Origin of the sequence: Aquirufa ecclesiirivi (genome assembly GCF_011250515.1) — a bacterium.
Taxonomy (GTDB): Bacteria; Bacteroidota; Bacteroidia; order Cytophagales; family Spirosomataceae; genus Aquirufa; species Aquirufa ecclesiirivi.
This window is the reverse complement of sequence record NZ_JAANOP010000003.1, coordinates 23,038-37,773: the sequence shown is the minus strand read 5'-3', so window position 1 is coordinate 37,773 and position 14,736 is coordinate 23,038. Positions and strand designations below refer to the sequence as shown.

Below are 14,736 nucleotides of genomic sequence, written 5' to 3'. Positions count from 1 at the left end.
ATGAAAAAGACCCTTTCAATTAATATCGCAGGGATTATCTTCCACATAGAGGAGGACGCGTTTGTCACATTGGATGCATACATCAAATCCATCCATGCTTACTTCGAGAATTTCGAAGGTTCAAAAGAGATTATTGCTGACATTGAAGCAAGAATTGCCGAGAAATTCTGGGGCATTCGAGAAGATGAAAAAACGGAAGCCATTTCATTAGAACATGTAAATGCCTTAATCGCTTCTCTAGGAACAGTAGCTGATTTTCAAGCTTTAGAAAGCGAAGAAGATAAGAAAGAAAGTAATTCATCTCAGACTCATTCCACTCATTCAGAAAAGTCTGCTCCCCACCAAAAAGTATTTAGACGCGATTTGTCTAGGAAAATGATTGGTGGTGTGGCTTCAGGTTTGGCACGTTATATTCATGCTGATCCAATCTGGGTACGTTTGTGTATGATTGTTGGATTCTTTGGAATGATTCCATTGTTTCACGTAGCCAATGTCATCTTCTGGGCCTATGTTATCTGTTGGATTGCCATCCCTGGAGAAATCAATTTAGAAGAGGATAAATCCTTCCGTAAATTTTATCGTGATCCAGAAAAGAAAGTCATTGGTGGAGTAATCTCCGGATTTTCTGCCTACACAGGATGGGATTTAGGTCTATTGCGTGTACTAGCTGTACTCTCTGTACTGTTTTTTGGAACAGGAATTGTAGCCTACCTGGTGATATTAATCATAGCACCAGAGGCTAAAACCCTGACCGATAAAATGGAAATGACAGGAGAGCCTATTACTCTTGAAAATATTGAAAATAACATAAAGAAGAACTTTCAAAAGGAAGGTGAAGTCGAAGAAAGTGCTTTAACACGTATCTTGTTGGTTCCTTTTCGCCTAATTGCTGCTTTCTTTGGTGCATTTAAAGGCTTTTTTATAGCTCTTCGTTGGATTGTTCAGATAGCATTTGGAATTATTTTAACGGTGATTGGTTTAAGTAGTATTATTGCCTTAATTACGGTTTGTTCAGTAGGATTCTCTGGATTAGATCATGGTCAAGTTCAAATTGCATTTGGTGAAGCGATCCCCTTATATTTGTTAGCTAATGATTTGCCATCTTGGACTTATTTAGCTTTCATCGCAGCCATTCTTCCCATTTTGGTTTCCATTATTATCTCTGGAGTTTCTTTATTAGCTAACCGTAAATTCTATAATAGAACCTATAAATACATCGCTACTACCTTATGCATCGTGGGTTGGATTGGTTTATTTGTGGCCTTACCAACCGTGGGAAGAAATTTTTCTAGAACAGCTTCTATCAATCAAGTAAAAGATATTAGTGTTCCCGCAAAGCCATTTGTTTTTGATATCAAAAAAGAATCACAGGAGTCGATTTGGGAAAAAATGTTGGGTAGTAGAGAATTGGTGGATGAAATCTTGGATGATGAGGATATGCACGATTATAACCGTGAAGGATTTACGCGGACGCAAATCACCATTGAAGGATATTCAGGAACAACGATTCAGGTCATTGAATTTTCCAAGTCTAATGGAAGAGACCGTTTGGATGCAGAGAAAAATGCGAGAAGCATCAAGTACGATTATTCCGTTCAAAATGATAAAATCATATTTGACAGTCATTTTGGAATCACGAATCAAAAGTTCAGAAACCAACGTATGCGTGTGAAAGTATTGATTCCATTTGGTCAAAGCTTTGGCATGACGCGTGATTTTGCGTCTTATATAGAAAATGAAATTCATGGAGGATATTTTAACGAGAGCAATGGCGACTTATTTGTTGGTTCCATGTGGAATTTTACACCAGAAAAAGGGTTGACATGTATTAATCGTGAACCGATTGAAGATAAGGATGAGTCTTTCCATGAAGATCGTTCATCTTCTGATGAGGAAGGTGTAAACTTCTCTATCAGTAAGGATTTGGAAAACTTTCAAAGCATTGAAGCCTTAAATACTGAAGGAGCTAGCATTCGAATTGTACCTGGAGATAAATATGTCATCCGATTCGAAGGAAATGATAAGCCAAGTTTTGTGACGGAAGCCAAAGTGGTGAATGGTGTATTGAAATTGGACAAAGTGCAATCAGGCGTTCAGATAGAAATACAATCTCCAAAGCTTTCTAAAGTAGAATTAGGTGGAAATGCCAGAACGGAAATCAAAGGATTCAATCAGGCTAAATTGGAAGTGGTCTTACATAATTTCCATAGTGTCAATATCGATGGAAATACGGAATTATTAATTGCTTCATCTGATCAAAATGCTGAGCTTATCGCCCCTAATTTGGTTGTTCAAAAGGCCATTGTGTCCTTGAAGGATCAATCTAAAATGGATTTACAAGTGATAAAGACTATTACTGGGAATAAATCCATGGATGCTGATTTAAGTTATCCAAGCATGTCTAATTTACAAGTAAACATTAAAACTCAAAAATAATAGGGAGACCATGCAACCTTTTGTTCATTCGTTACATCTTCTCTACATTCCAAAAATATAACAATCATGAAAACAAAATTCAATTTATTCATTTTCCTAGGAGCCTTATTCATGTCCATCGTGGCATTCGCATCTCCTGAGGATTATTCAAAAAGGTTTAAAGTATCCGGTTTTCAAAATTTAGACATAGGTCAAGCTTTTGAAATTAAAGTGAGCAAAGGAAGTGCTTTTTCTATGGCCGCTTATGGACGTCAAGAAGACGTAGATGATTTAGAAGTTGACATCGATGGTAATACCTTGAAGGTGTCTTATAAAGATCGCAATTGGGGTTTCAACTGGGGTAAAAATCGCAAAAGAGTACGTTTGGTTATCACCATGCCTCGTTTAGCTAATGCCGATTTTTCTGGTGCTTGTCGAGTTGATGTGGATGGGTTCGCCAATGAAGAGCAAATGAATTTTGTGTTTAGTGGAGCATCTAAAGGTCAATTAAATCAAATTAGTGCTGATAAATTGAACGTAGAGTTATCAGGAGCTTCTAAATTAAATATCAGCGGACATGCTGGAAAATTAAATGTGGATGCTTCAGGTGCAAGTCACTTAGAGGGTACAAATTTGATGGCACGTGATACCGATGTAGAGGCTAGCGGTGCAAGTCATGTCAGCATTCAAAGTCAAAAGACCTTGCGAGTTGACGCATCAGGTGCATCTAAAGTTTCTTATAAAGGAGTACCTACAATCAGCAAAGATTTATCAGGTGCTGCTTCTATAAACCAAGTAAACTAGTTTTTTTCCCCAGCGGGTATACTAAAGTTTAACAGGTTACTCGCTGGCGGAACTGGACAAGCATATTCCGGATTGTACGCACAAAAAGGAAAGTAAGCTAAATTAAAATCCGCCTTAAGTTTTTTACCGTTTAGATTTATTAGGGGTATATCTAAGTACCTACCGCCTCCATAGGTTTCTGTGGGGGCGGTTTTGTCTTTAAATGGAAGGAAGAAATCCCCATTGTCATGTTGATATAGCTTTAAGCGAACCTCTTGTCCATTAATTTGAGCTTTAATATCTCCTATATATATCATATCTTCTTTGGTACCATCACTCATGGGCATAGCGATTTTATCTACTTTAGAATTTTTCTCTAATTCAAATTCTATTTGCCAAGCACTTGAAAAAGGGAAATAGTGCAAGCCATTAAAGTTATCTTTATTCTTGATAGGTGAATCTTCCTGTTCTTTCATCGAAATGTCTTTTTCTTTTCGATGTTTTATGACTGCCAAAGAATCATCTTGGGTTTTGCTTAGACTAACAGCATTGTTTTTTGGTAGACTAATAATCACCAAGGTGATAGCACCAAGAACAAGAATCAAAATCCATTTATTGAATTTCATAAGATTGGGTGTAATTTTGAATTTAGGCAAAAATATAAAATTTAATTCGATGTTTACAGGCATAGTGGAGGCCATGGGCACCCTAGAGAATAGATTAGTTCAAGGAACAAATATCGATTTTTGGTTCAGTTCACCATTTACCCATGAATTAAAGATAGATCAATCTTTGGCGCATAATGGAGTTTGTTTAACCATCGTCGAAATTAAGGATAATCAATACCGTGTAACTGCCATTGAAGAAACCCTCAATAAGACTAATTTAGGTACACTAAAACTGGGTCAAAAAGTTAACCTTGAGCGTTGTTTATCGGCTTCAGGTCGATTCGATGGGCATATCGTTCAAGGGCATGTGGATACCACAGGAGTTTGTACTCAAATGATAACAAATGAAGGTTCGTGGGAATATTATTTTGAATATCCACTTTCAAAGGAGCATATCACGGTTAGTAAAGGCTCAATCTGTGTCAATGGAACCAGTCTTACTGTTGTTCATTCAGGCCAACATGATTTCTCTGTAGCCATTATTCCCTATACCTATGAACATACCGTCTTCCATCAGTTGAAGGTCGGAGATGAGGTTAATTTAGAATTTGATATCGTAGGAAAATATGTTCAAAAAATGTTAGCTAACAATTAATTGAGCAATGGCTTGATTCACCTTTTCAAAACCAAATCGTTGAAAAGCCTTGTCTTTTTGCGCCTGGATTTGATCTAAACCTAAATTTCCAATACTTCCTAAATGGGTATGATTCAGGTTTCTTTGACTTCCATCAAACTGTTTATCTTCAATCATTTTACCAATTTGTTGATAAGCTTCCCGAAAGGGAACACCCTGAACAACTAGTCGATTGACCTCTTCTACACTGAAAAGTAAATCATATTTCTCCTGATTTAATAAATCAGATTTTACTTTCATGTGTTCTACTAGGTAGTGAGTAATTTCCAAGCCATCTAAAATTTCCTCAATGGCTGGCATTAACAGTTCTTTGGTTAGTTGGAACTCACGATGGTAGCCAGATGGTAAATTGCTGGTTAATAAGTGTAATTGATTGGGTAGCGCTTTGAGTTTATTGGCTTTACCTCGTAAAAGTTCAGCTACATCTGGATTCTTTTTATGGGGCATGATGGAGCTTCCTGTGGTAAGAGCATCAGGTAATTCAATGAATCCAAAATTTTGAGAGTTGTAAAGACAAACATCCATGGCCAATTTGCTCAAAGTACTAGCAATCTGGCTGATGGCCGTTAATACATAAAACTCCGTTTTTCCTCGGGAAAGTTGGGCATTAACCACATTGACATGTGGGCTTTCAAAGCCTAATAAATCCGTGGTTAATTGACGATCCAAGGGGAAGGAAGAGCCATATCCAGCACCTGATCCAAGAGGGTTTTTATTGGCTAATCGAAAAGCGGCTTCTAATAATTCTACATCTTCTACCAAACTTTCAGCGTAGGCACCAAACCATAATCCAAAAGAAGAAGGCATGGCGATTTGCAAGTGGGTATAGCCAGGAAGTAAATCTTTTTTATGGGCCTCACTTTTGCTTAGTAATAAATTGAAAAGTTTTTCAACAGCTTCCGCAATTTCTTGAATTTCTGCGCGCATGAATAATTTCAAATCCACTAAAACTTGGTCGTTTCTTGAACGGCCCGCATGAATCTTCTTTCCTAAATCACCAAGCTTTTGAGTTAACAAGTATTCGATTTGTGAATGAACATCTTCCATTCCTGGTTCAATTTCAAATTCACCAGCATCAATGGAAGCTAAAATAACCTTCAATTCCTGAAGTAAAGGACTAAGTTCTTCTTTTTTTAATAGGCCAACTTCTGCCAGCATGGTAATATGGGCTAAGGAACCCAATACATCGTAACGGGCCAATTGTAAATCATAGATGGGGTCATTTCCTATCGTAAATTTTTCAATCTTAGCATCTGTAGTCTGATTCGCTTTTTGCCAAAGTTTTGCCACGTTTCTTATGATTTATGTTGGTATTGAATAATCGTTTGAGTTAATAATTGTTGGTAGGTTTGAATTCCTTGTTTGATTTCATCTAAGTAGATAAATTCATCAGCTGTATGAGACCTACCTGAATGCCCTGGGCCAATTTTAACGGAGGGGCAAGTTAATAAGGATTGATCAGAAAGGGTAGGAGACCCAAACATACTTATTCCTAAAGCCTTGGCAGCTTGACAAATCACATGATTTTCATCGATACGGCTTGGCTGTAATCGAATGGATCTAGGATTTAAGTCAGAGCTTAGTTCATGTTTTAGTCGTTCAAGGACTTCTTCCAATGTATAACATTCATTTACTCGACAATCAATGCTGAATTCGCAGATATCAGGTATTACATTGTGTTGTTTACCCGAATGAATGATGGTAACTGTCGTTTTAACAGGTCCTAATACAGGAGATACTTTTTCAAATTTGAATTTTTCGATTTTTTGAATATCCTTCATCGCGACGTAAATCGCATTTATTCCTTCATTTCTAGCGGCATGCCCAGCTTTTCCATGAGCAACGGCATCTATGACCATGAGCCCTTTCTCCGCAATGGCTAATTGGCAGTCGGTAGGTTCTCCCACGATAGCCCAATCAATTTTTGGAAAATTGGGTGCATTGATTAAGGCTTCAATGCCATTTTTCCCTGAGATTTCTTCTTCTGCTGTGGCAGCTAACACAATATTGAAAGGGAGGTTCTCCTGATGATAGAATGAACAAAATGTTTGTATCAGACAGACTAAACTAGCCCCTGCGTCATTGGAGCCTAAGCCAATGAGTTTTCCATCCATTTCCGTAGCGACCCATGGGTCAAAAGTCCATGAAGCATTAGCTTTGACAGTATCGTGATGCGAGTTTAAAAGTATATTGGGTTTATTGGGGTCGAAGTGAACATTTTTTGCCCAAATATTATTCAAATATTGCTCGGATTTTATACCCTTATTGCTTAGGAAATCTTGAATAATTTTAGCTGTACCCGCTTCTTCTTTACTCAAGGATGGACAAGCGATCAATTGAGAAAGTAAAGAGCGAGCTTCTAAAAAATCAGATTCTTTATACATTATGCGGTTATTCTGGTTCCACCTTCTTGGATTAATACTTGACTCGCATGGCAGAGTTTAACGGTATTAACACCTTGAGAAATGGCTTTTATGGCATTTTCTAATTTAGGGATCATTCCTGCAGTGACAATTCCATTTTCTTTCAAAGCTATAAATGAAGCTTGATTGATGTGTGGAATGACAGAATGATCGTCATCGGGATTACTTAAAACCCCATTTTTTTCGAAGCAATACGTCAAGGTAACTTCGAAAAACTCACTTAGTGCGATTGCGATGGCTTGTGCCATGGTATCAGCATTGGTATTTAATAAATGACCTTCTTTATCGGCAGTGATCGGTGCAAAAATGGGGTAATACCCTTGGTTGATGAATCCACTTAATGCTTCTCCATTGACTTCTTCAATATCTCCTACCCAGCCATAATCAATGGGCGATGGATTTCTTTTTTTACTGATGACCAAACCGGCATCTGGTCCTGTAAAACCGATTGCATTTTTCTGTTTGGATTGCAGCTGGGCAACCATAGATTTGTTAATCCAACCTGCATAGACCATGGTTACAATACGTAAACTAGCCGTATCGGTAACTCGGCGTCCTTCGATCATTTGACTTGTAATACCTAGCTCTTTCGCCATTTCTGTGGCAATTTTACCACCTCCATGGACAAGAACAAAGGGTTCTTTTATGCTAGCAATATCACGTAAAAATGCCTCGAACAAAAGAGGATTGTCGATGACATTTCCACCAATTTTAATGACTTGAAGCTTAGGCAGATTTACACGCATATTTTTAGAATAAGTAAGGACTTTCTTTTTTGGCAAGTGACAATAACATCTCTTTTAGCACAGTTTGGGCTGCCCAAACACGATTTCCTGCTTGTTGAACAACAATAGAATGTTCGGAGTCTAAAACAGCGTCCTCCACGACCACGTTTCTGCGTACGGGTAAGCAGTGCATGAATTTGGCATTATTTGTCATCTTCATTTTATCCATGGTGACCATCCAGGTAGGATCGGAATTTAAGATTTTACCATAGTCTTCGTAGGATGACCAGTTTTTGGCATAGATAAAATCGGCTCCTTCAAAGGCTTCCTTAGGGTCGTAACTGATGTTCGCATTTCCACTAAATTCGGGAGCTAGTTCATATCCTTTGGGATGTGCAATAGTAAAATCCACTTCAGAGTGATTCATCCATTCTGCGAAGGAATTGGGTACACATTGAGGTAGGGCCTTAACGTGAGGAGCCCAAGTTAAAACTACTTTTGGACGGGCCGTTTTTTTATATTCTTGGATGGTGATCAAATCCGTTAAAGACTGTAAGGGATGTCTGGTAGCAGATTCCAAGCTTAAAATAGGTCTACCTGTATATTTCATGAATTGATTGAGAACCAATTCTGAATAATCGTCTTCGCGATTCACTAAACTTGGGAAACTACGAAGCCCAACTATGTCACAATATTGCCCAATGACAGCTGCCGCTTCAGACACGTGCTCGGCTTTGTCGCCATTCATAATGACACCTTCATTCATTTCTAATTGCCATGAATCGGCACCTACATTCATCACCATGACATTCATTCCCAGATTTTGGGCTGCCTTTTGAGTCGATAATCGAGTGCGTAAGCTGGAGTTGAAGAACAACAATCCTATGGTTTTATTCTTACCAATGAAGCAATCGGAATAAGGAGCTCTTTTCATTAAAAGGGCTTCATTTACCAATTGAGGAATGTTGTAAGCGTCATGGATGGAAGTGAAATGATGCATAGAATTGGGTCCTTTGGGACTTTTGGCATTTATAATTCAGTAAAATTACCGAAAATTGCTCGAAAGGAAATAAAATCCCAGAATTAAGTTCTTTTGGATTGGATAGGACGTTTCCAAGTAAACACTTCCATGCCTTCGGGTTGTTGTAATATTTTTTGTCCCGTTTGAATGAATCCATTCTTGGTAAGGACAGATTGTGAAGCTAGATTTTCGATGGGTGTTTCGGCAACTAAATATTGGAGATCTTGATCTTGACTAGCCCATTCTATGAGGTATTGCAAAGCCTCGCTGGCATAACCATGTCTTCTGAATTTTTTGTCTAAGCAATATCCTATTTCGGTAGAACCTTGGTCATTGGGTAAACCTGCCAGCCCTATTCCCCCTATAGAACAGGACTTTTCTGTTAGGATTATTTCCCAATTTGTATACCAAATAAAATCGAAGGGAAATTTTTTTGTCATAGGAAGCCAAAAGTCAAGTAAGGCCATTTGCGTTTCTTCTTGAAAAAATGCTTCTATTTCCCAAGTATTATGTTGTAAGCCCAGTTGGATTTCTAGGGCATCACGTCCTTGCTCTGCCCAAGTCCTCAATAATGAATGGTCCAGTGGTATTAATTGTAAACGTGGTGTTTTGATAGAAATCATGTTTTGGTGACGTTTTGCATCTTTGAAATTGACCTACAAATTATGACTATTGGTCGCAAAAAAGAAATTACTCATTAGAATTACAACAGTTTTGCATTCGATTTTAATATAAAATCAATTAGCCAATTTTAAAATAACTATGAAAAAATTATTCGCTCTTATTGCCTTAGTAGTATGCACCATGCAAATGAACGCTCAGGTTCCTAGTGGAGCAGGTGCACCCGCACGAAGAGAAGCTGCAGCTCCAGTTGTAGCAGCCCCTAAAGGTTCAGCCAAAATTGTTGGTTATGCTCTAGATTCCACAGATAATAAGCCTGTTGAATTTGCTTCTGTTGCTTTAATTAACAAAGCGACTAATCGCCCAGTGGATGGAACGTCTGCTGATCAGGTAGGAAAGTTTACCATGAACAAAGTGGCAATAGGAAGTTATAAAATTGTTATATCATTCATAGGCTATGAAAGTAAAACTATTTTCATTGATATCACAGATAAAAAAGATAACCATGATTTAGGGGTTATTAAAATGCAATCTTCGGCCAAGATGTTGCAAGAAGTAACTGTAGAGGGTCAAAGAGCCATGATTGAAGAAAGAGTGGATCGTACTGTTTACAATGCAGAACGTGATCAAACCAATCGTGGTGGTGATGCAACAGATGTTTTAAAGAAGGTGCCCATGTTATCTGTTGATTTAGATGGTAATCCTTCGCTCCGTGGTTCTACTAATATTAGAGTATTGATTAACAATAAGCCATCATCCATTATGGCATCCAATGTGGCTGATGCCTTGAAGCAAATTCCTGCTGACATGATTAAGACCGTGGAGGTGATTACTTCTCCTTCAGCTAAATATGATGCAGAGGGTTCAGCGGGTATCATTAACATTGTGACGAAGAAAAATACCCTACAAGGTTTGACCTTAGGTTTTGATTCAAGTGTAGGTGTTAGAGGTTCAAACTTATCTTTGAATGGTAATTTCCGTAATAAAACTTGGGGTATGTCCTTGGGTGGTTTTGGCCGTTCTCAGTACAACGTAACGGGTAAATATGAAAATACACAAACGACAAGAAGTCAAGGTGTAGAAACGGTTAACTTCCAAACTGCAGAGAGCAGAACCAGTAATTTATTTGGAAACTATCAGATAGGTTTTGATTGGGATATTAACAAATATAATTCCATTACTGCATCATCAAGATTTGGAGTAAGAAATGGAAATAACTACCAAGATAACTTACAGCAGATTCGTAACGGCTTGCTTACTAGTTTACGAAACACCAATTCTTCTGATGTTTCAGGCAATGTAGATTTGAATTTTGATTATTCTCATACTTATGATACGCCACAAAAAGAGTTCAGTATCTTGTCGATGTATAGCCGCAGTAATCGCACGAGTGATTTCTACAATGATATCATGAATCCGAATGCGACAATGAGCCAAATTTTGAGTTCAATTAAAAATGAGAACTTGGCGTATAATGAAGAAGCTACTTTCCAATTGGATTATCAGACGCCTATTTTGAAAAACCAAATGTTGGAGTTTGGAGGAAAAGGTATTTTAAGAAATGCATCTTCAGATTATAAGTCATTTATCAACCCAACTGGAAATAATGCAGCAGGTTACAATCAAGTTAATTTAGCTACTTTACCAACCAACGTTTTTGATTACAATCAAAATATTTGGGGTACTTATGCATCTTATACCTTGACCACTAAAAATAAATGGAGTGTAAAAGCGGGTGCACGATATGAGCACACTGACATTTCTGCTAGTTTCTTGAAGAAAGAAGGCCAAAACTTGACCATCCCTCCGTATGGAGTTATTGTTCCAAGTTTTAATATGTCCAAAACATTTAAATCAGGAACTTGGAGATTTAGTTACAACAAGCGTATTCAGCGTCCGTCGGTTCAATTCTTGAATCCTAACGTGAATGCGACAAACCCATTGAATATCTCTACAGGTAATCCCAATTTAGCACCAGAATATACGAATAACTTTGAAGTTGGATACAGTAAGTACATTAAGTCGTTCTACATATCTTCAGCTGTGTTCGTTAGAAATACGACAGGTGCGATTAACCAAATTCGTGAAGTGATTGGTGATACGGTGAAGACTCGTTCGGTGAACATCGGAAATGAGGATGCTTATGGTTTGAACTTGAATATCAATGCGAATTTGACAAATCGTTTGATGATTGGTGGTGGTGCAGATTTCTCTTATTTGAAATTAGCTAATAATGTACCCGATCCATTGTTGAATGCTAAGAATGAAGGTATGGTATCTAACTTCCGTATTTTCGGTAACTATAATTTAGGTGGAGGCTGGGGAGCTCAATTGTTTTCATTCTATCGTGCTAATGAGATTCAATTACAGGGTAAGCGTGGCGGATTTGGAATCTATAGTTTGAGTTTCAAAAAGGATTTCAAGAACAAGCAAGGAAGTATTGGATTTGGAGCGGAGAACTTCTTCACTTCCGAGATGGTAATACGCAGTGAAACAGTTACCCCAATCATTACTCAAGTAGGGTTCAACACCATGCGTAATATGAACTTCAAGGTTAATTTCTCATACCGAATTGGTAAAATGAGTTTTACAGGAACGAAGAAAAAGAAATCAGTAAATAACGACGATCAAAAGGATAGTGGAGGAGATGCTACACCTCAACCAGTTCAAGCTCAACCAATGGGAATGCCAGGTGGTGGCGGAAGACAAGGTGGTTCTGGTGGTGGCGGAATGGGAGGCGGCCGTCCAAGATAGATTTTGTTTTAAAGTAGTTTAGTGCTTAAAGCTGGAAACCGATGGTTTCCAGCTTTTTTTGTGCTCGCGAAAATAAGATAATTTATCGGAACAGGCTATTTATTTCTTTCGATGGTATATCCTAGTAAATCGTGAAGCGAGTTACGGTAGGGAGACTCCGGGAATTTGTTTAAGATTTCTCGGGCTTCTTGAGCAAACTCATGCATCCGTTGGGTAGCATATTCTAGTCCGCCCGTATTTTTGACAAATTCAATAACTTCTCGTACACTTTGTGGATTTTCTGAATCATTTTTAATCAAATGAATGATTCTCTTTTTCGTACTAGAGCTAGTATGTTGTAAGGAGTAAATCAAAGGCAAAGTCATTTTTTTCTCTTTGATATCAATGCCTAGGGGCTTGCCTATTTCGGCGTCACCATAATCGAAAAGGTCATCTTTAATTTGAAATGCTACTCCAACGCGGTCGCCAAACTCTCTTGCAATTTGTACATATTCTTCACTAGCGCCCACAGATTGAACACCAACGGCACAGCATGCTGAAATAAGTGTAGCCGTTTTTTTACGAATGATATCGAAATAAATATCCTCTGTTATATCAAGTTTACGTGCTTTTTCTATTTGAAGTAATTCGCCTTCCGACATTTCTCGAACTGCTGTAGAAACAGACTTTAGTAAATCAAAATCATCGTTTTCTATGGATAATAGCAGTCCTTTGGATAATAAGTAATCTCCAACCAATACAGCAATTTTGTTTTTCCAAATGGCATTGATGGAGAAGAAACCTCGGCGGTAATTGGAGTCATCGACTACATCATCATGAACGAGCGTAGCTGTATGCAATAATTCTATCAATGCAGCGCCACGGTGAGTTTTTTCATTAATTTCACCCATTACCCCAGCAGAAAGGAATACGAACATGGGCCGCATTTGTTTTCCTTTGCGTTGAATGATGTAATTCATGATGGTGTCCAAGAGCATTACTTTGGAGCGCATGAATTGGCGAAACTTCCCTTCGAATGCTTTCATCGGTTCCGCAATGGGCACTTGAATGGATGAAAGCGAATAAGACATAAGAAAGATTTGTTGAAGCTTTAGGCTAATTAATTTTGTAAATTTAAAACAATTTGGGACAAATAGTCCTTTCAATATTCAAATTTATGAGTAAGATATTGGCATTATCTGGAGGCTCGGTTAAAGGAGCTTTTCAAGCGGGAGTCATTCGAGCATTATTTGAAAGAGGCTATGAACCTGATATGATTTATGGGATTTCAGCTGGTAGTTTAAATGCAGCTTATTTAGTGAATCAATTGGGCCGACAAACATTGAGTGGTGAACCTTTGAATTTTCCTCAAGCGGGGCAAGATTTATGGGATTTTTGGGAAACGAGAATCACGCATCCTGAGTGTTTATCTAAACCCCTAAAGTTATGGGAATTAGGTTGGACAGCATTAACCAAGAATTTTAGGGGATTAGTAAGCACTAAGCCCTTGAGGGATTTAGTAGAAGGTGTTTTAGATATACGAAATTTAAAAGCTAGTCCTGTCGAATTACGCATTGGGGCTGTCAATATTATGGATGGTGGGATTCATTATATAGATCCTAGTTATGAACATTTTTACGACTATTTATTAGCATCTTCGGCTATTCCTATTTTGATGCCTGTGGTTCGAATTAATCACGAAAAGAGGCGTAGTTTTTTGGATGGAGGTTTACGAGATGTTGCACCTTTACAGAAAGCGATTAAAGATGGGGGTAAACATATTGTTTGTATTAGTTGCCATACCCCGACCATAGAAGGAGGGATTTTCGAACCTGGGGATTTGTTGGCCTTGGTAGACCGTGTCATGGACATTGCAGTTAATGAGATATTAAATGCAGATTTGAAGGAGGCATTATTGATTCAAAATCAACGGAGTGATTTGGCGATTTATTCCATTCGACCTATTCAGCCTTTATCGATTGATATTCAGCATTTTAATAAACTGGATATTCGTAGAATGTTGGAAATAGGCTATGCCATGGGTAAGGCCGAAGAGTATTTTTAACTGAGAGAAATTTGATGGGGAAGAAGAAATAAAAAAAGCCGATCGGTTAGATCAGCTTTTTTTATGTTAATACCTAAGCATTTATACTGACATGATGTCTTTTTCTTTGTCTAAAAAGATTTGATCAATTTTCGCTACAAAAGCATCTGTTAATTTTTGAATTCTATCTTCTGATGCTTTAATATCATCTTCTGCAACCCCTTCCCCTTTTAGTTTTTTGATGCTATTGTTGGCATCTTGACGAGCATTACGAATGTTAATTTTTGCTGTTTCTATTTCTTGCTTGACACGCTTCACTAAATCTCTTCTACGCTCTTCCGTCAATGGAGGAATGGATAAACGGATTAATTCACCGTCATTCATCGGGTTCAACCCAAGGTTTGAATTACGAATCGATTTTTCAATTTCTCCAAAAATCCCTCTTTCAAAAGGTTTGATAGCAATGGTTCTAGCGTCTGGTGTGGTGATGGATGCCGCACCTGTGATGGGTGTAGGTACACCATAGTACTCGATCATTAAACCATCCAACATACTAGTGCTGGCTTTTCCTGCTCTAATTTTTGAAAGTTCAATGTTCAAGTGCTTGATAGCACCTTCCATCGTTTCTTGTCCAGCTTCAATATAAAATTCTAACTCCTCCATTTAATA

The 14,736-nt window shown here is 38.0% G+C and carries 13 protein-coding genes; 5 read left to right on the top strand and 8 right to left on the bottom strand.

The window, feature by feature from the left end; genetic code table 11:
* Together G9H65_RS05505 and G9H65_RS05500 are read left to right on the top strand one after the other, a co-directional pair.
* The gene (locus G9H65_RS05505) at nucleotides 1-2,436 is read left to right on the top strand and encodes a PspC domain-containing protein (RefSeq protein WP_166374350.1); all 2,436 of its coding nucleotides are present in this window, start codon (nucleotides 1-3) and stop codon (nucleotides 2,434-2,436) included.
* 66 nt (nucleotides 2,437-2,502) lie between these two features.
* Complete coding sequence (locus tag G9H65_RS05500; protein WP_166374349.1) at nucleotides 2,503-3,219, top strand: head GIN domain-containing protein; 717 nt, start codon at nucleotides 2,503-2,505, stop codon at nucleotides 3,217-3,219.
* On the opposite strand, the gene G9H65_RS05495 is transcribed toward G9H65_RS05500, so the two are convergent.
* Nucleotides 3,216-3,824 (bottom strand): DUF1684 domain-containing protein, encoded by a 609-nt coding sequence (locus tag G9H65_RS05495; protein ID WP_166374348.1) that lies wholly within the window; start codon nucleotides 3,822-3,824, stop codon nucleotides 3,216-3,218. The two genes, G9H65_RS05500 and G9H65_RS05495, sit on opposite strands and share 4 nt — an antisense overlap.
* A gap of 49 nt (nucleotides 3,825-3,873) precedes the next feature.
* On the opposite strand from G9H65_RS05495, the gene G9H65_RS05490 reads away from it, so the two are divergent.
* On the top strand, nucleotides 3,874-4,461 hold the full coding sequence (locus G9H65_RS05490; RefSeq protein ID WP_166374347.1) for a riboflavin synthase: 588 nt from the start codon (nucleotides 3,874-3,876) through the stop codon (nucleotides 4,459-4,461).
* On the opposite strand, the gene argH is transcribed toward G9H65_RS05490, so the two are convergent.
* The 5 genes from argH to G9H65_RS05465 all read right to left on the bottom strand — a co-directional run bounded on the left by argH (nucleotide 4,447) and on the right by G9H65_RS05465 (nucleotide 9,292).
* Nucleotides 4,447-5,790, bottom strand: coding sequence for an argininosuccinate lyase (gene argH, locus G9H65_RS05485; RefSeq protein WP_166374346.1), 1,344 nt, complete (start codon nucleotides 5,788-5,790; stop codon nucleotides 4,447-4,449). The genes G9H65_RS05490 and argH overlap by 15 nt on opposite strands.
* 5 nt (nucleotides 5,791-5,795) lie before the next feature.
* Nucleotides 5,796-6,884 (bottom strand): M20 family metallo-hydrolase, encoded by a 1,089-nt coding sequence (locus tag G9H65_RS05480; protein WP_166374345.1) that lies wholly within the window; start codon nucleotides 6,882-6,884, stop codon nucleotides 5,796-5,798.
* Nucleotides 6,884-7,669 carry an acetylglutamate kinase gene (argB, locus tag G9H65_RS05475; RefSeq protein WP_166374344.1) on the bottom strand — a complete coding sequence of 262 codons (786 nt, stop codon included), beginning with the start codon at nucleotides 7,667-7,669 and terminating at the stop codon, nucleotides 6,884-6,886. The genes G9H65_RS05480 and argB overlap by 1 nt, the downstream gene beginning before the upstream one ends.
* 4 nt (nucleotides 7,670-7,673) lie before the next feature.
* Nucleotides 7,674-8,648, bottom strand: a complete 975-nt coding sequence (locus G9H65_RS05470; protein WP_166374343.1) for a Rossmann-fold NAD(P)-binding domain-containing protein — start codon at nucleotides 8,646-8,648, stop codon at nucleotides 7,674-7,676.
* A gap of 83 nt (nucleotides 8,649-8,731) precedes the next feature.
* Nucleotides 8,732-9,292, bottom strand: a complete 561-nt coding sequence (locus G9H65_RS05465; protein ID WP_166374342.1) for a GNAT family N-acetyltransferase — start codon at nucleotides 9,290-9,292, stop codon at nucleotides 8,732-8,734.
* A 139-nt stretch (nucleotides 9,293-9,431) separates the two neighbouring features.
* Between G9H65_RS05465 and G9H65_RS05460 the strand changes: the two genes are divergently transcribed.
* Nucleotides 9,432-12,044, top strand: a complete 2,613-nt coding sequence (locus tag G9H65_RS05460) for a TonB-dependent receptor domain-containing protein (RefSeq protein ID WP_166374341.1) — start codon at nucleotides 9,432-9,434, stop codon at nucleotides 12,042-12,044.
* Nucleotides 12,045-12,139: 95 nt separating this feature from the next.
* Here the strand turns inward: G9H65_RS05460 and G9H65_RS05455 are convergent, their stop codons facing one another.
* On the bottom strand, nucleotides 12,140-13,114 hold the full coding sequence (locus tag G9H65_RS05455) for a polyprenyl synthetase family protein (RefSeq protein WP_166374340.1): 975 nt from the start codon (nucleotides 13,112-13,114) through the stop codon (nucleotides 12,140-12,142).
* Between the two features lie 86 nt (nucleotides 13,115-13,200).
* On the opposite strand from G9H65_RS05455, the gene G9H65_RS05450 reads away from it, so the two are divergent.
* The gene (locus G9H65_RS05450; RefSeq protein ID WP_166374339.1) at nucleotides 13,201-14,088 is read left to right on the top strand and encodes a patatin-like phospholipase family protein; all 888 of its coding nucleotides are present in this window, start codon (nucleotides 13,201-13,203) and stop codon (nucleotides 14,086-14,088) included.
* 81 nt (nucleotides 14,089-14,169) lie between these two features.
* Here G9H65_RS05450 and frr read toward each other — a convergent pair whose 3' ends face one another.
* Nucleotides 14,170-14,730, bottom strand: a complete 561-nt coding sequence (gene frr / locus G9H65_RS05445) for a ribosome recycling factor (protein ID WP_166374338.1) — start codon at nucleotides 14,728-14,730, stop codon at nucleotides 14,170-14,172.
* Nucleotides 14,731-14,736: the final 6 nt, after the last annotated feature.

Excerpts from the sequence above, each read along its gene's own strand:
- argB (WP_166374344.1), bottom strand. The coding sequence starts at position 7,669 with ATGCGTGTAAATCTGCCTAAGCTTCAAGTCATTAAAATTGGTGGAAAT.
- G9H65_RS05470 (WP_166374343.1), bottom strand. The coding sequence starts at position 8,648 with ATGCATCATTTCACTTCCATCCATGACGCTTACAACATTCCTCAATTG.
- G9H65_RS05490 (WP_166374347.1), top strand. The coding sequence starts at position 3,874 with ATGTTTACAGGCATAGTGGAGGCCATGGGCACCCTAGAGAATAGATTA.
- G9H65_RS05465 (WP_166374342.1), bottom strand. The coding sequence starts at position 9,292 with ATGATTTCTATCAAAACACCACGTTTACAATTAATACCACTGGACCAT.
- G9H65_RS05505 (WP_166374350.1), top strand. The coding sequence starts at position 1 with ATGAAAAAGACCCTTTCAATTAATATCGCAGGGATTATCTTCCACATA.
- G9H65_RS05480 (WP_166374345.1), bottom strand. The coding sequence starts at position 6,884 with ATGTATAAAGAATCTGATTTTTTAGAAGCTCGCTCTTTACTTTCTCAA.
- G9H65_RS05495 (WP_166374348.1), bottom strand. The coding sequence starts at position 3,824 with ATGAAATTCAATAAATGGATTTTGATTCTTGTTCTTGGTGCTATCACC.
- G9H65_RS05460 (WP_166374341.1), top strand. The coding sequence starts at position 9,432 with ATGAAAAAATTATTCGCTCTTATTGCCTTAGTAGTATGCACCATGCAA.
- G9H65_RS05500 (WP_166374349.1), top strand. The coding sequence starts at position 2,503 with ATGAAAACAAAATTCAATTTATTCATTTTCCTAGGAGCCTTATTCATG.
- G9H65_RS05450 (WP_166374339.1), top strand. The coding sequence starts at position 13,201 with ATGAGTAAGATATTGGCATTATCTGGAGGCTCGGTTAAAGGAGCTTTT.
- G9H65_RS05455 (WP_166374340.1), bottom strand. The coding sequence starts at position 13,114 with ATGTCTTATTCGCTTTCATCCATTCAAGTGCCCATTGCGGAACCGATG.
- frr (WP_166374338.1), bottom strand. The coding sequence starts at position 14,730 with ATGGAGGAGTTAGAATTTTATATTGAAGCTGGACAAGAAACGATGGAA.